The organism is Synechococcus sp. R6-5 (assembly GCF_047461775.1).
In the GTDB taxonomy this organism is placed as follows: domain Bacteria; phylum Cyanobacteriota; class Cyanobacteriia; order Thermostichales; family Thermostichaceae; genus Thermostichus.
The window spans coordinates 1-19,537 of sequence record NZ_JANSHV010000014.1 but is presented as its reverse complement, the minus strand read 5'-3'; the positions used below and the strand labels follow the sequence as shown (position 1 = coordinate 19,537).

Genomic DNA, 19,537 nt, shown 5'->3' with positions numbered 1-19,537 from the left:
ACCACCACGAGCGTTGGGATGGCAGCGGCTACCCGGATGGGCTGGCAGGCGAAGAGATCCCTCTGTTGGCCCGCGTCTTTCAGGTGATCGACATCTTCGACGCTCTGATCTCCCCTCGCCCCTACAAACCGGCCCTGACCGCCGAACAGGCCCTGGAAGTGCTGCGGGAGGAAACCCGCAAGGGCTGGCGGGATCCGAACTTGGTGCGCGAGTTTTGTGACTTTATGTTTGTTACGGCCTTTAATCTGCTGGAGGCGGGATAGGGGCTAGGGTTCCGGGCCAGGCTGGACAGGCAGCTTTTGGGGTTTGGGCGACGACAACTACTCCGGCCACCGGGATCCCGGCAGCGGCCAACACCTGCTGGGCGGCTTGAACGGTAGAGCCGGTGGTGTAGATGTCATCCACCAGCAACACCGGTGTGGCCGGAACTTGTTTCAGGGCAAAGGCCCCGGCCAAGTTGTGCTGTCGTTGCAGCGGGTTGAGCTCATGTTGAGCCGCTGTGGCCCGCACCCGCACCAGAGCCTCAGGCCAATGTCTCAGACCTGTCCGCTGGCAAAAGGCTTGGCTGATCAAGGCGGCTTGGTTGTAGCCCCGCTGCCGCAGCCGCTCTGCATGCAGAGGGATGGGCACCACCGTGTAGGCCCCAGGGGAGCCTAAAGAGGTGGACTGGCTTTCGACCCAACGGGATCCCAGCCATTCTCCCAAAACCGAGCCAATGCGCCGTTGTCCTTCGTACTTCAGGCAATAGATGGCCCTGCGCAGCGCCCCCCGGTGGATCCCCCAGGCGTAAAGTGGCCAAGGCGAGGTGGTGACTGGCCAAGTGGCAAGGCGCTCCGCCTGCAACCGCCTTTGACAGTCTTGACAGAACACGGCCTTGGCAGGGCGCCGGCAAAGCGGACATGGAGGCACAATCCACCAATCTAACCAGCCCATCGTCTGCTAGGGATCCTTTCTGGTGTGCAGAGTCTCCTAAAAAGCTGAGGCAAGGGGGGAACGAGGCCGAAATTCAGACTCGGCCAGGCTAACAGCCCAGCAGTCCATCCCCAAGTTGACGCTGGGATCCCGCCTTGCTAGGATTCAATATCGCCGGATAATTCAACCGGATAATTTAAAATTTAAGCCGTGACCTTCTCTGCCAGCCCATGCCCACCATTCAGCAACTGATCCGTGAGGAGCGCAGCGTTGCCGCTCGCAAGACCAAGTCTCCTGCCCTGAAGGCTTGTCCACAGCGGCGGGGGGTTTGCACCCGAGTGTACACGACAACGCCCAAAAAGCCCAACTCAGCGCTGAGAAAAGTGGCTCGCGTTCGCCTCACCTCTGGCTTTGAGGTCACCGCTTACATTCCCGGCATCGGCCACAACCTGCAGGAGCACTCTGTGGTCCTGATTCGCGGTGGGCGGGTTAAGGATTTGCCCGGCGTGCGTTACCACATTATCCGGGGCACCCTCGACGCTGCAGGGGTCAAAGACCGCAAACAAGGCCGCTCCAAATATGGGGCGAAACGGCCCAAGCCGGGCCAAGCTCCAGCCGCCGCTGGCAAGAAAAAATAGCTTTGCCCTCACCCTCAACCCTCCATATCCCACTCGTTATCTTTCTTTCTGCCATCCCCATCTGAACAAGCAACCCAGCTCCTATGTCTCGCCGCAACCGTGCCCCTCGTCGTGATGTGCCCCCGGATCCCAAGTATGGGAGCCGTCTGGTTACCATGCTGATCCGCAAGTTGATGATGAGGGGTAAGGCATCCCTGGCTGCCAGGATCCTCTATGAAGCTCTGGACATTGTGCGGGAGCGCACTGGCCAAGACCCACTGCCCTTGCTGGAAAATGCTGTTCGCAACGCCACCCCACTGGTGGAGGTGAAAGCCCGCCGGGTGGGCGGAGCCACTTATCAGGTGCCTGTGGAGGTGAGAGGAGAACGGGGCACTTCCCTAGCGCTGCGCTGGTTGGTGACCTTTTCGCGCACTCGTCCAGGTCGCACCATGGCCGCCAAGTTGGCCAATGAGCTGATCGATGCAGCCAACGAAACCGGCAGCGCCATTCGACGGCGGGAAGAGGTGCATCGCATGGCCGAGGCCAACAAGGCCTTTGCCCACTACCGCTACTGAACTAGCCTGGCGGAGCAGTGGAGACTTTTGCGATCCCTGTTCTGCCCAGCCCGAGTTCCAGCGAGGTGGAGAAAAATCGGCAAAAAAGATTAGAATTGTAAAGGATTTTTTAGTTTGCCCAAGTCGCAGGGCGACGAGGATTGGGAGGTTGACGTGGCACGCACAGTTCCCCTAGAACGAGTCCGAAACATCGGCATCGCGGCTCACATCGATGCTGGCAAGACCACGACCACAGAGCGGATTCTCTTCTACTCCGGTCTGGTGCACAAAATTGGCGAAGTTCACGACGGAACTGCGGTCACCGATTGGATGGCCCAGGAGCGGGAGCGGGGCATCACCATCACCGCTGCGGCCATCACCACCCGTTGGACTAAGCGGGATCCCGCAAATCCTTCCCAGCCTCTCTCCGGCGCACCGGAGTACACCATCAACATCATCGATACTCCTGGGCACGTCGATTTCACCATCGAAGTTGAGCGCTCCATGCGGGTGCTGGATGGGGTGATCGCCGTCTTTGACTCGGTGGGCGGCGTGCAGCCTCAGTCTGAGACCGTCTGGCGGCAAGCCAATCGTTACAATGTGCCCCGCATTGCCTTCGTCAACAAAATGGATCGCATGGGGGCCAATTTCCTCAAGGTTTACAACCAGATCCGGGAGCGCCTCAAGGCCAATGCTGTGCCCATCCAACTGCCCATCGGTGCCGAAGACGGGTTTTGCGGCATTGTTGACTTGGTGCGGATGCAAGCCCGCATTTATATGGATGAGATCGGCAAAGACATTCGTCCGGCCCCCATCCCTGAGGAGATGAAAGATCTCGTGGCAGAGTATCGGGCCAAGCTGGTGGAAGCAGTGGCCGAGACGGACGAAGCTCTGATGGAAAAGTACTTCGCCGAAGAAGATCTGAGCGAAGCCGACTTGATGGCGGGTCTGCGCAAAGGCACGATCAGCGGCCAAATTGTGCCCATGCTGTGTGGCTCTGCCTTCAAGAACAAGGGAGTCCAGATGCTGCTGGATGCGGTGGTGGATTACCTGCCCTCGCCTGTGGATATTCCGGCCATCAAGGGGGTGCTGCCAGATGGCTCAGAAGTGTCCCGCCGTGCCAGCGACGATGAGCCCTTCTCCGCCCTGGCCTTCAAGTTGATGAGTGATAAGTACGGGGATCTCACCTTTATTCGCGTCTACTCGGGGGTGTTGACCAAAGGTACTTATGTGCTCAACTCCACCAAGAACAAGAAGGAGCGAATTTCGCGGTTGGTGGTGCTGAAGGCCGATGAACGCTTGGACGTGGATGAGCTGCGGGCAGGAGATCTGGGAGCTGTGGTGGGCCTCAAGGACACCACCACCGGAGACACCCTCTGCGACGAAAATGCGCCGGTGATCCTGGAGTCTCTGTTTATCCCAGAGCCGGTGATCTCGGTAGCGGTAGAACCCAAAACCAAAGCCGATATCGATAAGCTCTCCAAGGCCCTGCAGGCCCTGGCCAAGGAGGATCCCACCTTCCGCGTGTCTGTGGATCCCGAGACCAATCAAACCATCATCTCTGGGATGGGCGAGCTGCACCTGGAGATCTTGGTGGATCGGATGCTGCGGGAGTTCAACGTAGAAGCCAATGTTGGTAACCCACAGGTGGCCTACCGCGAAACCATTCGCAAGCCGGTTAGCCGCGTGGAAGGCAAGTTTGTTCGCCAGAGTGGTGGCCGCGGCCAGTACGGCCATGTGGTTATCGACCTAGAGCCGGCGGAGCCGGGTACAGGATTTGAGTTCGTTTCCAAGATTGTGGGTGGCGTTGTGCCCAAAGAATACATTGGGCCAGCCGAGCAAGGGATCCGAGAAGCCTGCGAATCCGGTGTGCTGGCGGGCTATCCCCTGATTGACATCCGCGCCACCCTGGTGGATGGCTCCTACCACGAGGTGGACTCCAGCGAAATGGCCTTCAAGATCGCCGGTTCGATGGCTCTGAAGGAGGCCGCTCGCAGGGCAAGCCCTACCCTGCTGGAGCCGATGATGAAGGTCGAGGTGGAAGTCCCTGAAGCCTTTGTGGGGGATGTCATCGGGGACATCAACGCCCGCCGCGGCCAGATGGAGGGGATGAATACAGAAGGCGGCATTACCAAAGTCAATGCCAAAGTTCCCTTGGCGGAGATGTTTGGCTATGCCACCGACATTCGCTCCAAGACCCAGGGTCGAGGCACCTTCACGATGGAGTTCAGCCACTACGAGGAAGTTCCTCGCAGTATCGCCGAAGCCATCATTGCCAAAAACAAAGGAAATGAGTAGCTGACTGAAACCAAAAAGGAAGTGACGATTCATGGCACGCGCTAAGTTTGAACGCACCAAACCCCATGTCAACGTTGGCACCATCGGCCATGTTGACCACGGCAAGACCACCCTGACAGCTGCCATCACCACCACCTTGGCTGCTTTGGGTCAGGCCACAGCCAAAAGGTACGATGAGATCGACGCAGCGCCAGAGGAAAAAGCTCGCGGCATTACCATCAACACCGCCCACGTCGAGTATCAGACTGCCAACCGTCACTACGCCCACGTGGATTGTCCCGGCCACGCCGACTACGTGAAGAACATGATCACGGGCGCGGCCCAGATGGATGGGGCCATCTTGGTGGTGTCTGCAGCTGATGGTCCCATGCCCCAAACACGGGAGCACATCCTGTTGGCCCGTCAGGTAGGGGTGCCCAGCTTGGTGGTCTTTCTGAACAAGGCAGACATGGTGGACGATCCAGAGCTGCTGGAGTTGGTGGAGCTGGAAGTGCGGGAGCTTCTCTCCAAATACGACTTCCCCGGCGACGACGTTCCCATCATCAGAGGATCGGCGCTGAAAGCCCTAGAAAGAATGACCGCCAACCCCAAAACCCAGCGGGGCGAAGATCCTTGGGTGGACAAAATTTATGAGCTGATGGATGCGGTGGACTCCTACATTCCCACGCCTGAGCGGGATGTGGACAAGCCCTTCCTGATGGCTGTGGAGGATGTCTTCTCGATTACTGGTCGGGGCACGGTGGCCACGGGCCGGATCGAGCGGGGCCGCATCAAAGTGGGCGAAACGGTGGAACTGGTGGGCCTGCGAGAAACTCGCTCTACCACTGTTACTGGCCTGGAAATGTTCCAAAAAACCCTCGATGAGGGGATCGCCGGCGACAACGTTGGTGTGCTGTTGCGGGGCATTCAGAAGAACGAAGTGGAGCGCGGCATGGTGCTGGCCAAGCCCAAGACCATTACTCCTCACACCAGCTTCGAGTCTGAGGTGTATGTCCTCAAGAAAGAGGAGGGGGGTCGCCACACGCCCTTCTTTGCCGGCTATCGTCCTCAGTTCTATGTGCGCACCACCGATGTAACCGGCACCATCTCTTCCTTCACGGCTGATGACGGATCCCAGCCAGAGATGGTGATGCCTGGTGACCGCGTTAAGATGACGGTGGAGCTGATCCAGCCCATCGCCATTGAGCAGGGGATGCGCTTTGCTATCCGCGAGGGTGGCCGTACTGTCGGAGCGGGTGTTGTCTCCAAGATCCTGAAGTAAGCTGCTTTTTCCTGGCAGGGATTGAGTGCCGACGGCCCCAGACCAACTCAGTTGCGATAGTGGCGCGGAGCACTTTCCCTGCCAGCTTTTTTGAGTCCCCCTTTTTCTGGATTGCTCTCCGGCCATGCCTACCTTGACTCAACAGAAAATTCGTATCCGCCTGAAGGCTTACGATCATCGGCTGCTGGATACTTCCTGCGACAAAATCGTGGATACGGCTCGTCGTACCGACGCCGTGCCGGTTGGCCCGATTCCTTTGCCTACTCGGCGCCGCATCTACTGTGTGCTGCGCTCCCCCCACACCGACAAGGACTCGCGGGAACATTTTGAAACCCGCACCCACCGGCGCATTATCGACATCTATTCCCCCTCTTCCAAAACCATCGATGCTCTCATGAAGCTGGATCTGCCGGCAGGAGTAGATATTGAGGTGAAGCTGTGATGGATCTGCAGGGATCCCCCGCTTTCGCAGTCATTTCGTAGAGCTTGGATGAGGGCAGCAGCGGGTGACAACATCGGTTGATCCGGTCGATCGCGATAGTGGTGCAGACCCCTCTCAGGGGTTGGCAACTCCAGGAGCGGCCCAATCCCCCATTCCGGTTTTGGTGGTGGGGGCCTTGGGCAAAATGGGGCGAGAGGTGGTGCGGGCCGTTGCCCAGACGCCCGACATGAGGTTGGTGGGGGCGGTGGCCCGCTCTCAACTGGGCTCGGATATTGGCGAGGTGCTGGGCCTGGGATCCCTGGGGGTGGAGATTACCGACGACCTGCCGGGGCAGTTGCTGAGGTTGTCGCAGCGCAGCAGCCGCGGCGTAATGGTGGACTTTACCCATCCTCGGTCGGCCTTTGAACATGTTCGCTCGGCCATTGCCTTTGGCGTACGCCCGGTGGTGGGGACGACGGGCCTGACGCCGGAGCAGGTGGAGCGGCTGCGGGATCTGGCGGATAAGTCCGGTGTGGGCTGTTTAATCGCGCCCAATTTCGCCATCGGCATGATTTTGCTGCAGCAGATGGCCCTGCAGGCGGCGCAGTATTTTGACCACGTTGAGATCATCGAGCTGCACCACAACCGCAAAGCGGATGCCCCCAGCGGCACGGCTCTGCAGACGGCCCAACGGCTGGGACAATTGGGCAAAACCTTTAACCCGCCCGTTCGCGACAGCGGGACGGAGTCCTCAGTGGAAGAAAAAGAGCTGATCCCCGGTGCGCGGGGAGGGCTCTCTGGCCCCAACATCCCCATTCACAGCGTTCGTCTGCCGGGGTTGATTGCCCACCAGGAGGTCATCTTTGGTGGGATGGGGCAAACCCTCACGTTGAGACACGACACCACGGATCGGATAGCTTTTATGCCAGGGGTGATCCTGGGGATCCGCAAGGTGCTGCAGCTTCAAGGTTTGGTCTACGGGCTGGAGCAGGTCTTGAGCTAGTGGGTCAGGGGAGGGATCCCGGCCTCATCCAGGATACGGGGGATGAGGTGCTCGGCTTTGACGGCCATCAGATGCACCCCATGGCAGATCTGGCGGGCCTGACGCACCTGTTCGGCGGCAATGCGGATCCCTTCTTCGAGGGGGTGGGCGGCGTTGGCCAGCCGCCGGATGATCCCGTCTGGGATCTTCACTCCTGGCAGGTTGCGGTTGATAAACTCGGCATTTTTGGCCGACTTGAGCAAAAAGATGCCGGCCAAAATGGGCTTGCCGGCGGGACGGCCCAACTTATCCATGAAGCGCTCCAGTTGCTCGAAGTCGGTGACCATCTGGCTTTGGAAAAATTGGGCCCCGTTTTCCAGCTTGCGGTGGAAGCGCCGCTCCAGGCCGGAAAAGCTGCCCGATTGGGGTTCTACCGCTGCCCCTGCCAACAGATGCGTGCCCCCATCCGGGAGAGGTTTGCCATTGCAATCTAGGCCGTTGTTCAGCCGTTGGATAAGCTGCAGCAAGCGCACCGACTCCAGATCGAATACGGGGCGGGCATCGGGGCAATCGCCGATGTGGATGGGATCCCCGGTGAGGGCCAACACATTGCGCAGGCCGAGAGCTGAGGCCCCCAACAGATCCCCTTGCAGGGCCAGACGGTTGCGATCTCGACAGGCCAACTGCAGGATCGGTTCAACACCCGCCTGATGCAACAGCACCGAGGCCGCCAACGGGCTCATGCGGGCCATGGCTCGGTTGGAGTCCGTGATGTTGATGGCATGCACCCGCCCCTTGAGCTGCTGGGCCAAAGACAGCAGGGTGCTGGTGTCGGATCCCTTGGGGGGGGTGATCTCGGCGGTGAGCAGAAATTCCCCCCGCTGGATGGCCTGGGCGAAGCGGGACAGGGGAGGTGATGAGGGGATCAGGGCCACAATTTCGGCAGAAAGGGTAAAACGGGCTGGCCTATTATCGACTTTTCCAGGAGGTTTTTCCAGACAGGTCGTCCTTTCTCAAGGCTTGGGCGAGGGAAGGGGGCTGGGCGGGGGCTGCACCCGCATTTCCCCCAGCCATATCTGGGGATCCCCCTGTTGCAGATGCTGCCGCCAATCTTGTGCGGCTGCAGGAGGGATCCCGTCCGGGCTTAAAGTCCAGCTCCAGCCGATCACCTGAGGCCAGCGTTGGGCCTCTAGGGCTGCCAGCAGAGGTTGAGAGGCTTCCGAGCCCAGGGCTGGCCCGCGGATCACCACAGGCACTTCCGGGTTGAGGGCCTCAAGGCGGCGGTACAGCGGTTCAAAAGCGGCGGGATCCCCTGCTAGGCTCAGCCAGTCCATCCCAGGGAAGTTAGCCCAGGCGGACACGGCCTCTGCATCTTCTCCGTCCAGCTCCACCACCCAGAGCAAATTGGCCGAGGACTCCGTCCCGCTAACGCGAACAGAGCGCAGGGTTTGCATCAGGTGTTGGTAGGCCCGTTGTTGCAGGGAGGACTCCGTCCCACCAAAGGGCTCCCCACCGCTACCGCGAGCGCGTTCGGGATCCCCGTCGCCAACGACGACGGCCAGGATGATGGGGGTGGCAAAGCGCTGGATCCCGCGGGCCCAAGAGCGCAAGGTCTCATCGTGATCCCCATTGGCCAAGGCAGAAAGTTGGGCTGGATCTAGCCGCAGGCGCAGGTAGGGGACTGAGCCGCTTTCCCGCAGGCGACTGGCCAACTGCTGTGGAAAGTCCTGGCGGGGATCCCAGAGGTGATCCACGGCTGCCCAGGCGGGGGGTTGACCGATGGCCTGGCGGTAGGACAAGAGCTGATCCCAAGTGGGAATGCCCGGCCAAGCGACCCCGTGATACAGCCGACCCGGAGGTGGCGGCAGCGGCCTACCCCGCAGAAAGGGGGCGGAATCGGGTGGGATTGGCGAGGTGAGAACAACCTCCAGCCGCAGCGGCGGCAAGACCTCACCGGCAGGGGGATGCGGCAGGGAGAAAGGGAGGATCCAACTGCGCTCCTGGAACTGGCCTCTGCTGATCTGCTGGGTGTGGAAGTCCTGGGGAGGTGGCAGCGGTTCCAGCGGGTCTTCCCCCCAGAAAGCCCGTTGGATTACCAAGCGCACCCCTGCGCCGGGGTGGATCAGAGGCGTGGTGGTATCCAGGTGAAAGCTACCCCTGAGGCGGGTGGACGTCTCATTGGGCTCAACCCGGAAGGAGAAGGTGAGCTGGTCAGATCGGTAGGTGCCTGGAGCGGGGGAAGCAGTGGGGGGCGGGGATCCCGGCTGCCATCGGAGGCTCTCGCAGTCGGTGCAGGGGAGAATGGCCTGCGGATGGAGCGAAACGGGAGCCTCGCGGGCGGATTGCAGTTGCTCAGCAGTGATGACAAAACTGGCCCAAAGGTGTTTCAGACGGGGCTCCCGACCAGGCTGAATATCGGAAAAGGATCGGCCTTCGGGAGTGGCCGTCCGCGTGCCGACAGCAGCGCCATCCAGAGGGACTGTAGAAACCGGGTCGTCAGCACATCCCCCCAAAAAACCAACCGACAAAATCAGCAGCAGCGCCCAGCCGCAAGTGCTCCGCACCGCTACCGCGACCCAGGGGTCGAGTTTGCAGTTGGATGGCTGGATCATGATCTCACCTCAATACACCACTCCTGCCCGGCTACCGAAGGGAGTCGATGCCGCTCTCGTCTTGTGGACGGTGCGGTTCCCGACGGGGCACCAACGCAAACGGCCAGCAAGATCCCTTTCCCTCCGGTTGCTAGAGGGATCCTCGCCCAGAGGCACACCCTTTGAGATTGATCCCGATCACACCCGTTGCTGAACGGGAAAGGTCTCCGTCCTGCCCAGGCGAACTATCCCTGCGGCACAGTTGCGACTTCTGGGTAAATGGTCAGGATCCCTTCGTAGAGGATTTGGCCGGGCTGCACCTCCAAGCGGTCGATGCGCACGCCGGGATCCAACTGAATGGGGAAATCGGCCAGGCCGGGGATGGGGATCTCTTGGCCTTCGCTCACCCAGAGGGGATTGACCAGCCGCAACCGGTTGGGACCTTGGGCTTCTAGGCCGGTCAGCACCGTCACCGGCGCTTCCACCCCTTCGGGAGTGGTTAAGTTGGCCTGGATGCGCAGCCGACCCTGTTCCAGCGTGACCTGAGGCTGGCGGATAAGAAAAGGCACCACTTGGCCCCCAACAGGCAACTGCACCTGGGCCTGAGCCAGTTGGGCTTGGATGAGGGGAGCCTGGAGGGTGCGGTTCAGGTCTTCCTCGGTAAGGCGCAAGCTCACCTGCACCGGCACAGGGGCCAATAGCCGCAGTGGGCTCCGTCCTTGGATGGCTTCGCCCACATTGAGGCGAATATCCTGGCCCTGCAGCCGCAGATGACTGATCTGAAAGCCTTGATAGCTGAGGTTGTCTCCCGACACCTGGGCTTGAGGGATCTGCCCATTCAAAATCTGGGCGTCAGAGCCGACAATTTGCACTTGCAGGTTATCGACCCTCTGCACCTCAGAACGGATCCAAGCCGCCACCAAAGGGCTGAGAAGGGATCCGGCAATTTGGGCAAATCCGGGCCAAGGCCAAAACATGGTGGGTAGGCTGAGCAGCAGAGCAAACCCTAGCCGCTGCCCCGCTTGCGAGAGCCGTTGGCGGCGACAGGCTGCCGATTGGGCTTCGAGAGGAGACGGATCTGGACTGGGCTGATGGCAAGACGTGAGCAGCACTGGATACCTCAGGAGCAACGACAAGCGATGGTTTCCACCCAACTACGACCAGACTAGGGCAGGACTTCTCCGCCGAACAGAGGGATCCCCCGCACACTTGGAGAGGCTATCCATCCGTCAACTGCCACCAAAGATACCCCAGCCGCAGGTAGTGAAGCCGTAGCCAGGGCAAAGGGAAAGAGCGGGGCGGCTGGCGAAACAGAGCGCTCATCTGAGAAGGGATCCCGGCGATCTCCTGGGCCAGCATTTTGCCCGCCCACACCGCCGTGGCTACACCGCTGCCGTGATAGGCCAAGCCGTACCACAGGCTGGGATCCGCCGGCGAAGGGCCAATATGGGGGTGAAACTGCCGAGAAAGGCAGACCAGTCCATTCCAGGCGTACTCGATCTCCACCCCTTCCCAAGCAGGGAAAAGACGATAGAGCTGTCGAGTCATCCAAGTGCGCAACTGCCGTCGCTCCGTCGGGGTATCGCGGGTGCCGCCCCGCCCCCCAAACAGCAAACGCCCATCCGGCAGCAGACGGTAATAGAACAGCAGCCGCCGCATGTCGTAGAGCGGCGTCGGATTCCACCACCCTTGCGCTTTCTGCTCCTGAGGCGTTAGAGGTCGGGTGACCAGGATGTTGGACAGTGCCGGCAACAGGGATCCCGCCAGTTGGGGATACAGGGCCTCTGGGGTGTAGCCGTTGGTGGCAATGACCAAGTGCCGAGCGCGCACCGTTCCTCCCGGCGTGTGACAGATGTGTTGGGATCCCACCTTTTCCCAGGCCGTGACCGGACTGCCGCTGTACAGCTTCGCCCCCCACCGGTGGGCCGCTTGGGCCAGTCCTTGGGTGAGCTTGAGGGGGTTGAGGCCAAACCCCACCCCGATGTGCAAAGCACCGTGGTTCTCTTGGCTGTCGAAGCCGCGTTCCCGCAGCTCTTTGGGGTTGAGGAGCTGGGCCGGGTAGCCCGCCACCTGAGTACAGATCTGGTACTCGGCCTCTAACTCCGACCATGCCTGTGGACGATGGGCCACTGCGTAGCAGCCCTGTCCCTGAGCCTCTAGGGAGAAGCCCTCGCTGGCCGCCAGCTCCCGAACGGTTTCCACCGCCTGCCATTGATCCCGGTAGTAGCGCTCTGTCTCTGCCAGGCCCACCCGCCGCACCATCTGGGTGTGGGTAAGGTGGCTCGACCCCACCCCGCAAAAGCCGCCATTGCGTCCCGAGGCCCCCCAACCCAGGGATCCCGCCTCCAGCAGGCAGGCAGAAATGCCATGGTCGCGGGCCAGGTGCAGAGCCGTCGATAGCCCCGTCAATCCTCCCCCCACAATGACCACCTCAGCGCTCACCTGCTCCTGCAAAGGTGCCGGATGCCGCCAGCCGGGATCTTCTATCGTGCTGTCCCAGTAGCTGCCGACCGGGCAGGCAGGATCGTAGGTGCTGGCAGGATAAAGGCCCTTTCTCATACGAGCAATGGGAAGCAATGGGAAGAACATCTTGCTGGGCAACGCCGAAGTGCTCGGTACCGCTGAGGCGACCGGTCGCAGGACAAGTGCTGAAGGGGATCCCCTTACTCCTGGGCAACGCTGTCGCAACCGGCAGCAGCGGCCTCCATATCGGCAGGGGTATTGCAGTCCAGGAAGATCTCAGGAGTGTAGAGCTCCACCTCCTGTACCCGCCTGCCCAGATCCTGCAACAACCGGCGCAGGCCCAGGGTTTCTTCTCGGAGATCCAACAGCTTTTCCCGCAAGCGCCTGTCGATCAGGGTAGGGTGCCCCCGTCGCCCTCGATGCACCGGCACAGTAGCCCAAGCGCGATGGCGCAGATGGTACTCCAGCAAGCTGTGGTAGATCCACGCCGGGCGGGGCTGATCCACCGCCGAAATGGCCAGCACCTGAAAATCGGCAGGGATCCCTTCCACCCCTACCCGAATGGAGTGGGTCTTGCCCAGCTCAGGAGCCGGATTGACCAGCACCTCTGCCCCTGCCAAGTGGGGTTGGGCTGCCGCCAGATGCTGGGATCCCAGCACCACCCAGGGTTGAAACCCCGCCTGTCGCCACTGAAAAATCTGGTAAGAGAGCAGGGTTTGCCCGTCTTTCCAGGGCAGAAAGGCTTTCGGCTCTCCCATCCGCGTGGAAAACCCAGCCGCCAAGATCAGCGCATGCAGCTTCGGCTCATTTGCCAAGGAGCTTCACCAGCAGAATGCCAAACAAATATAGAAACGTCACAGCCCCGGCCAAAAGGCTCTGGGTAAGGGGATCCGTCGAAGGGGTGAGAATGGCCCCCGCCACCACCGCGCCCAGAACCACGTAGCGCCAGCCCTTGAACATCTGCTCGGCAGTCACCAGACCCAATCCTCCCAGCAGCGCCTGCAAAATCGGCACCTGAAAGGCCAGGCCGGTGCTGAACAGCAGCAGCAGCACAAACTCAAAGTAGCGGTCGATGGACCAAGCCTGATCCACCACCCCTTCGCCGTAGCGGATGAAAAAGTTAAGCGCCGCCGGAATGAGGAGATAGTAGGCAAAGACCAAGCCGGCCACAAAGAGAAGGCTGGATCCCAGCACCACCGGCCCCAGCAGCTTGCGCTCCTTCACGCTCAGCCCCGGCAAGACGAAGCGGGCAATTTGGTAGAGCAAAAAGGGTGTGGCCAGCAATAGCCCCGAGTAGGCCGCCACCTTCACAGAAACGAAAAAATACTCCCCCGGCGCCAGTTGCAAAAAGGTAACCCCCCGAGCGGGCACCTCCAGCAGGGCGACAATGCGGTTCACCACGGCAAAGCAGGCGATGATGCAGATCGCCACCGCGATCACGCTGGCCAACAGGCGGCTGCGCAGCTCTTCCAAGTGCTCCATCAAGGTCATCTCGACCTCGTAGGGAAACTCCGGATCCCGCACCCGACCAGGCTCAGGGGCCGCCGCGGCTTGTTCCGGGGACTCGGTCTCAGAGGCAAGGGTCATGGGCCAAGGTGTAACGAGACGTTCCCCGCTATCTTAGCGCTGCCCCCTCTCCAGGGAAAAGCACTTGTCGAGCCGCTATAGGGGGATGTAGCCCTGGCCTGTTAAGGGGATCTTGGGGCCTGAGCAGAGGGGACGGGGAAGGGGAGTGGCTGCAATTTCTAGCGCTTGCCCAAGCCCAGCGCCTTTTCCACCTGCTGGGCGGCATAGGCCATGGCAAAACAGCAGATGAAGTAGATTAGGCCGATAAAAAACAGCACTTCCCGCTGGGTGCCTAGCCAGTTGGGGTTGGTGAACACCACGCGCCCCGCCTGCAGCAGGTCGATGAGGCCGACAATGAACACCAGCGACGTGTCTTTGAAGAGAGTGAGGAACTCGTTCACCAGCGCCGGAACGGCTGCCCGCAGTGCCTGGGGCAAAATCACCAGAGCCGTCACTTGAAAGGGGTTCAAGCCGAGTGCCCGTGCCGCTTCTAGCTGGCCCAGCGGGATCGACTGCAGGCCGCCCCGCACGTCCTCGGCCACGTACACGGCTGTAAACAAGATGAAGGCCACCTCCGCCCTGATGATCAGGTTGACGCTGATCCCCCCCAGAAAGAAGGGCACCAACAGCCAGGCGGCAAACAGAATGGTGGTCAGAGGCACCCCCCGCACCAGCTCGATCACCAGCGTGCAGAAGATCCGGATCACCGGCAACGCCCGATTGGCCCGGCCCAACGCCAGCAACACCCCGATGGGAAAGCCGATGATCATGGCGGCTGCCGCCAAGATCAAGGTCAGCAGCAGTCCAGACAGTTGCTCAGCCCGCACTGCCGGCCAAGGGGGGCCCAGGTCGCCCAGCAGCAGCTGCAGACAGAGGGGCAAGATCAAGGCCCAAACCCAGATGGAAGCCAGCCGCCAGGATTCCCGTCCGCGACTGAGGGCAATAGCGGCAAAAGTCGCTCCAGAGCAAACCGCCAGCCACCCCTGCGACTGGGTTCCCAAAGGCAGGAAAGCGGCCAAGCCCATAGCAGCTCCCAAGAGAATGAGGTAGTGCAGCAGCACACCGCCCCAAGCCCCCCCCGCTACCCCCAAGGTGGCCAGCACAATTCCCAACACCGCCCACACCCGCCACAGTTGGCTGCTGGGGTAGGTGCCGCTGGCAAAGATTTTCAGGTTGGCCGGGATCACTTCCCAGCGGGCTTGGGTGAACGCCCAGTTCCAGAACAGGGAAATTGCCCAGGCCAACACCAAGGCAGAGACCAAGGTGAGCAAGGTGCTCAGCCAGGAGTCGAACAGGTTGCGGCGCACCCAAGCCAGAGGACTTTGTTTCTCCCTGGGGGGGAGTACCTTTTCTTCTACAAGGGGAGAGGAGAGACTGCTGGGCATGGGTTAGCGCTCCACCAATTTGACGCGGGCATTGAGCCAGTTCATGCCGTAGGAAACCACCAGGTTGAAGGTCAGATAGGTGGCCATGAGGATGGCGAACATCTCCACCGAACGTCCCGACTGGTTGATGATGGTGCTGCTGATGTTGAACAGATCGGAGAAGCCAACGGCAATGGCCAAGCTGGAGTTTTTAATCAAGGTGAGATACTGAGTGTTCAAGGAGGGGATCATGATCCGCAGGGCCTGGGGCACAATCACCAAGCGAAAGGTTTGCAGCTCCGACAGGCCGACGGCCCGGGCCGCCTCCCACTGCCCCCGCGGCACCGCCAAAAAGGATCCCCGCACCACTTCGGCAATGTAGCAGCCGGTGTAGGTCACCAAGCCCAGCATCATGGCGGTAAACTCCGCCGAAAGCTGGATCCCACCCCGGAAGTTAAAGCGCTCCAGTACCGGGACATCCAGCCGCACCGGCGGCTCTGGGAAGAGCACCCAGCAGGCCACCGCCAGCAGCGCCACCCCCGCAGCCACCCACAGGTTCCGCTGCCGGGATCCCAGCTCGGGTCGGCAGACTAGGAGCAGCTTGCGGATCCCCCACCCAGCCGCGATTACAATGGCCAGCGCGGGAACCAGCCAGCCGCTGGGATCCAACCCGGGCAGCTTCACTCCCCGCTGGTTGATAAAGACAAGCCCGCCGATGGAGAGACTGTTGCGCACCCCCGGCAGGGTGAGGATCACCCCCTGGTACCAGAAGATCACGATCAGCAGCACCGGGACATTGCGAAAGATCTCGGTGATGACGGTAGCCAATTGGCGGGCCAGCCAGTTGCTGGAGAGGCGGGCGATCCCCAAGACAAAGCCCATCGCCGTCGCCAACACAATGCTGACCGCGGACAGCCAGAGGGTGTTCACCGCCCCCACCACCAGCGCCTTCAGGTAGCTCTCGGAGGGGTCGTAGGGGATCAGCCCCTCGGTGATCCCAAAGTTGGCGGAGTTGCCCAGAAAGCGAAAGCCCAAACTGATGCCCAGGCGGCGCAGGCTGGCGAGGAGGTTCTGAGCAAGGATCCCGAACACCAGCAGCACGGCCACGACAAAGGCCACCTGCAGCAAGAGCTTCAGGATACGCTCATCCCGCCACCAGGGGGGGCGAAGGTGGGACTGGTCGGACAGAGAAGTCATGCGGGGCAAGCAAAAATTCAGAGCACAGCAGAGAATAGGGGATCCCTGGCCGGTACTGACCAACCGGGATCCCTAGGCCCGGATTCCGAATCAGCCGATCAGCGGAAAGGCGGCGCGTACTGGATCCCACCTTTGGTGTAGGGCTGGTTCAAGCCCCGCGGCACGCCCAAGGGGGTCAGGTGGCGGTCGAAGATCTCGCCGTAGTTGCCCACCGCCTTGATGACATTGACCACCCAATCCGGCTTCAGGCCCAGCAGCTCTCCCAGGTTGCCTTCCTGGCCCAAGAAGCGGCGAATGTCGGGATCCTCGGACTTGAGGAACTCGTCCACATTGGCGCTGGTGATCCCCTTTTCTTCTGCATAGAAGAGGGCGTAGACCGTCCAGTTCATAATGTCGGAGAAACTCTCATCTCCGTGGGGAACCAGCGGCCCCAAGGGCTCTTTGGAAATGATCTCCGGCAAGATCACGTGGTCATCAGGAGAAGCCAAGCTGGCCCGGCGGGAGATGAGGGCGCTTTGGTCGCTGGTGATGGCATCGCAACGGCCCTCTTCGTAGGCGTTGAAAGAGGAATCGTCGCCGTCGAAGGTCACCGGGGTAAAAGGAATGCCACGGGCGCGGAAGGTATCCGCCAAGTTCAGCTCGGTGGTGGTGCCGGCAATCACACAGATGGTGGCCCCCTTCAGATCTTCCAATTTCTCCACCCCCAGCGACTTCTTCACCATAAATCCTTGGCCGTCGTAGTAGGTGGTGGGGCCGAAGGTGACCGCCCACTCCCGATCCCGGGTGAGGGTCCAGGTGGTGTTGCGGCTAATCATATCGACCTCGCCCGACTGAATCGCAGACTGGCGATTGGCCGCCGTCAGGTAGACGTATCGAACCTTGTCCGGATCTCCAAAGAGAGCGGCAGCTACCGCCCGGCAGATGTCGATATCAAAACCCACATACTCGCCTTGGTCATCCAGGTTGCCGAATCCGGGCAGTTGGTTGTTTACCCCACAGATCAACTCGCCCCGAGCCTTGATGCGGTCGGTGAGCGGCCCCAGCTGCGCCCAAGCGGGAAGGGACTGCAGGCCCATAGACAACGCCAGTGCCCCGGCCAAGGGAGCCAATCCGTTCAAATGCTTTATCCAGTTCATAAAATTACCCCATGTCAATCCTCAAGATCTTCGTCGTCAACAGTCGTTCATACACGGCACTTCAACCGAGATACCGTGCCATTGGGTTACACTCCTGCCACACCCCACACCCCATAGAATGGTTTGCCATAGGCGCCTACGATTTTCTCAAAGCCTTACATGTCAGGGCGTATGGAAATGTTGCAGAGGCTACGGTTGTGGCTCGGCCAGTTCTGCCATGGTACCCATGCCTGCTTTGGTGAAACTTAGGGAGTCACCCACCCATGCAAGGATCCCCGCACATAAGGTCTTCACTCTCTCCGCAAAGTGCAGCCAGCGCTGACATTATCCAATGCGAAGATGTTCACAAATGGTACGGCGATTTCCACGTCCTCAAGGGCATTACCACCCGCATCCGCCGCGGAGAGGTGGTGGTGGTCTGTGGGCCTTCAGGTTCGGGCAAGTCAACGTTTATTCGCACGTTGAACCGCTTAGAAGAACACCAGAGAGGGCGCATTGTGGTAGATGGCATTGAGCTGACCAGCGACCTGCGCAACATCGATGCCATTCGCCGCGAGGTGGGCATGGTTTTTCAACAGTTCAACCTGTTTCCCCATCTCACGGTTTTGCAAAATGTAACCCTTGGCCCAATCCACGTGAAAAAGATGAAAAAAAGTGAGGCGATAGAGCGGGCTATGGAACTGCTAAGCCGCGTGGGGATCGCCGAGCAAGCAGAAAAATACCCGGGGCAACTTTCGGGGGGGCAGCAGCAGCGGGTGGCGATTGCCCGCGCCTTGGCCATGAATCCGGCGGTCATGCTCTTCGATGAGCCCACCTCGGCCTTGGATCCAGAGATGATCAAGGAGGTGCTGGACGTGATGCGGGAGTTGGCCCGCTCGGGGATGACCATGGTGTGTGTAACCCACGAGATGGGCTTTGCCCGCGAGGTGGCGGATCGGATTATCTTCTTCGACCGCGGCAAGATCGTGGAGGAAAACACCCCCCAAGAGTTTTTCAGCAATCCGAAAGAAGAGCGCTCCCGCCTGTTTTTATCCCAGATCCTTTCCCACTAGCGAGTCCTTCAGAAGGGGGTGAGGCGTGCCAGAAAAGCCCCCTCCGGCTCTTGATAGACAATCTGCCCCTGCCAGCCGTTGGCGTGGGCACACTGCAGCAGGGTTTCCGGATCTACAAATAGCCAGGGAAAGGGATCCCCCCGCTGGCCGTTGTACTCGGCTACAAAGTTCACTACCTTGGCTTTTGCCTCGCTCCCTTCCTGCCAATCTTCTGAGCCACCTGCTTCGAGGTGGGCAGGAGCGGCCAGCTTGCCAGAGGGATCTTCCAAGTTTTCTAAACGCCCTCCCTCTTCTGCCGGCAGATTCCGCAGATCTGCGAGGTCGCTGGCATCGCTCAAATCGGTGGAATCCAGGAGCAACTGGCCAGTGGGCTGAACCCAGTGGCGAGCCAGGCGCAAAAAACGCTCCAAGCCCGACAGGGATCCCGCCAAGCCGACGCCGTTCATCAGCAGGAGTAGGGTATCGAAGGGCTCTCCTGGCCCCGCCCAGTGGAAAAGATCGGCGGCAATGCGGCAGCGCACCCCCCGCTCTGCCATGATCTGCAACGCCACCGGGGAGCGGTCCAAGGCAGCCACGGCCAATCCTTCCTCCTGCAGCAGCAGGCTGTGGCGGCCCGTGCCGGCGCCGATGTCCAGCACCCGACCGCGGCATAGATCCAAAGCCATGGCCTCCACCTCCGGCAGCTCCTGGGTGAAGAACACCTCTGGGGAGACCACCTGGGGCTCTTCCGCCAACGGGATCCCCTCCAGGCCGTAGGCATGCAAGAGCAAGGATCCCTTGGCCTCTCCTCGGTGCCAGTCCCATAGGGCTTGCTCTAAGGGATCCTGAAGTGGGTAATTCTCGACAGCCTTTATCATGGAAGGGGAAAGCTAAACCATTGACTCGATGGCCATCGTCGCCTTTCTTTACGGTGCCGCTATCGTCCTTTTGCTGATTGCAGCAGTGGTTTGGGCAACATCTCGGCAGTTCAATGTGGAGACCGAGACGCAGATCGGCACCTCGCTAGAAGAGCCCTCCGAGACCTCATCCGTTCCCATTTCCATTGTGGAGCAGCTAGAGCGCCAATACCGCAACAGCCCTTCCTACCGTCCCGATCCGTGACATACTCCCGCACTCATGCTGA

At 60.6% G+C, this 19,537-nt stretch carries 20 protein-coding genes; 9 read left to right on the top strand and 11 right to left on the bottom strand.

The features are described from left to right. Positions 1-263 (top strand): HD-GYP domain-containing protein (locus tag NW818_RS00760; RefSeq protein WP_414423566.1); only part of this gene is annotated, 263 nt, incomplete at its 5' end. On the opposite strand, the gene NW818_RS00755 is transcribed toward NW818_RS00760, so the two are convergent. Further along, on the bottom strand, positions 241-933 hold the full coding sequence (locus tag NW818_RS00755) for a ComF family protein (protein WP_414328728.1): 693 nt from the start codon (positions 931-933) through the stop codon (positions 241-243). The genes NW818_RS00760 and NW818_RS00755 overlap by 23 nt on opposite strands. Positions 934-1,142: 209 nt before the next feature. On the opposite strand from NW818_RS00755, the gene rpsL reads away from it, so the two are divergent. The 6 genes from rpsL to dapB all read left to right on the top strand — a co-directional run bounded on the left by rpsL (position 1,143) and on the right by dapB (position 7,066). Further along, positions 1,143-1,550, top strand: coding sequence for a 30S ribosomal protein S12 (gene rpsL, locus NW818_RS00750; protein ID WP_414349901.1), 408 nt, complete (start codon positions 1,143-1,145; stop codon positions 1,548-1,550). An 83-nt stretch (positions 1,551-1,633) separates the two neighbouring features. After that, complete coding sequence (gene rpsG, locus NW818_RS00745; RefSeq protein WP_011432554.1) at positions 1,634-2,104, top strand: 30S ribosomal protein S7; 471 nt, start codon at positions 1,634-1,636, stop codon at positions 2,102-2,104. 153 nt (positions 2,105-2,257) lie between these two features. Continuing rightward, positions 2,258-4,381: an elongation factor G gene (gene fusA / locus NW818_RS00740; protein ID WP_011432555.1), complete on the top strand. Its 2,124-nt coding sequence runs from the start codon at positions 2,258-2,260 to the stop codon at positions 4,379-4,381. Positions 4,382-4,412: 31 nt separating this feature from the next. Further along, positions 4,413-5,642, top strand: a complete 1,230-nt coding sequence (gene tuf, locus NW818_RS00735; protein ID WP_414343112.1) for an elongation factor Tu — start codon at positions 4,413-4,415, stop codon at positions 5,640-5,642. 124 nt (positions 5,643-5,766) lie between these two features. After that, positions 5,767-6,084, top strand: a complete 318-nt coding sequence (rpsJ, locus tag NW818_RS00730) for a 30S ribosomal protein S10 (protein ID WP_414328725.1) — start codon at positions 5,767-5,769, stop codon at positions 6,082-6,084. A gap of 121 nt (positions 6,085-6,205) precedes the next feature. Further along, positions 6,206-7,066 (top strand): 4-hydroxy-tetrahydrodipicolinate reductase, encoded by an 861-nt coding sequence (dapB, locus tag NW818_RS00725; RefSeq protein WP_414408347.1) that lies wholly within the window; start codon positions 6,206-6,208, stop codon positions 7,064-7,066. Here dapB and NW818_RS00720 read toward each other — a convergent pair. The 9 genes from NW818_RS00720 to NW818_RS00680 form a co-directional block, all read right to left on the bottom strand. Then, on the bottom strand, positions 7,063-7,980 hold the full coding sequence (locus NW818_RS00720; protein WP_414423565.1) for a methylenetetrahydrofolate reductase: 918 nt from the start codon (positions 7,978-7,980) through the stop codon (positions 7,063-7,065). The two genes, dapB and NW818_RS00720, sit on opposite strands and share 4 nt — an antisense overlap. Before the next feature lie 78 nt (positions 7,981-8,058). Further along, on the bottom strand, positions 8,059-9,657 hold the full coding sequence (locus tag NW818_RS00715; RefSeq protein ID WP_414423564.1) for a hypothetical protein: 1,599 nt from the start codon (positions 9,655-9,657) through the stop codon (positions 8,059-8,061). 224 nt (positions 9,658-9,881) lie between these two features. Continuing rightward, positions 9,882-10,748, bottom strand: coding sequence for a DUF2993 domain-containing protein (locus NW818_RS00710; protein ID WP_414423563.1), 867 nt, complete (start codon positions 10,746-10,748; stop codon positions 9,882-9,884). Between the two features lie 106 nt (positions 10,749-10,854). Beyond that, the gene (locus NW818_RS00705) at positions 10,855-12,195 is read right to left on the bottom strand and encodes an NAD(P)/FAD-dependent oxidoreductase (protein WP_414423562.1); all 1,341 of its coding nucleotides are present in this window, start codon (positions 12,193-12,195) and stop codon (positions 10,855-10,857) included. Positions 12,196-12,299: 104 nt separating this feature from the next. Continuing rightward, positions 12,300-12,914, bottom strand: coding sequence for a nucleotidyltransferase family protein (locus NW818_RS00700; RefSeq protein WP_414343123.1), 615 nt, complete (start codon positions 12,912-12,914; stop codon positions 12,300-12,302). Continuing rightward, the gene (tatC, locus tag NW818_RS00695) at positions 12,904-13,590 is read right to left on the bottom strand and encodes a twin-arginine translocase subunit TatC (RefSeq protein ID WP_414423567.1); all 687 of its coding nucleotides are present in this window, start codon (positions 13,588-13,590) and stop codon (positions 12,904-12,906) included. The genes NW818_RS00700 and tatC overlap by 11 nt, the downstream gene beginning before the upstream one ends. A gap of 254 nt (positions 13,591-13,844) precedes the next feature. Next, positions 13,845-15,050: an amino acid ABC transporter permease gene (locus NW818_RS00690; protein ID WP_414399846.1), complete on the bottom strand. Its 1,206-nt coding sequence runs from the start codon at positions 15,048-15,050 to the stop codon at positions 13,845-13,847. Between the two features lie 3 nt (positions 15,051-15,053). Further along, positions 15,054-16,226 (bottom strand): amino acid ABC transporter permease, encoded by a 1,173-nt coding sequence (locus NW818_RS00685; protein WP_414423561.1) that lies wholly within the window; start codon positions 16,224-16,226, stop codon positions 15,054-15,056. Positions 16,227-16,324: 98 nt separating this feature from the next. Continuing rightward, on the bottom strand, positions 16,325-17,344 hold the full coding sequence (locus tag NW818_RS00680) for an amino acid ABC transporter substrate-binding protein (protein ID WP_414423560.1): 1,020 nt from the start codon (positions 17,342-17,344) through the stop codon (positions 16,325-16,327). A gap of 281 nt (positions 17,345-17,625) precedes the next feature. On the opposite strand from NW818_RS00680, the gene NW818_RS00675 reads away from it, so the two are divergent. After that, complete coding sequence (locus NW818_RS00675; RefSeq protein ID WP_011432567.1) at positions 17,626-18,414, top strand: amino acid ABC transporter ATP-binding protein; 789 nt, start codon at positions 17,626-17,628, stop codon at positions 18,412-18,414. A gap of 8 nt (positions 18,415-18,422) precedes the next feature. On the opposite strand, the gene NW818_RS00670 is transcribed toward NW818_RS00675, so the two are convergent. Further along, positions 18,423-19,271: a class I SAM-dependent methyltransferase gene (locus tag NW818_RS00670; protein ID WP_011432568.1), complete on the bottom strand. Its 849-nt coding sequence runs from the start codon at positions 19,269-19,271 to the stop codon at positions 18,423-18,425. 28 nt (positions 19,272-19,299) lie between these two features. On the opposite strand from NW818_RS00670, the gene NW818_RS00665 reads away from it, so the two are divergent. After that, positions 19,300-19,515, top strand: coding sequence for a hypothetical protein (locus NW818_RS00665; RefSeq protein ID WP_414414160.1), 216 nt, complete (start codon positions 19,300-19,302; stop codon positions 19,513-19,515). The last annotated feature ends 22 nt before the right edge of the window (positions 19,516-19,537 follow it).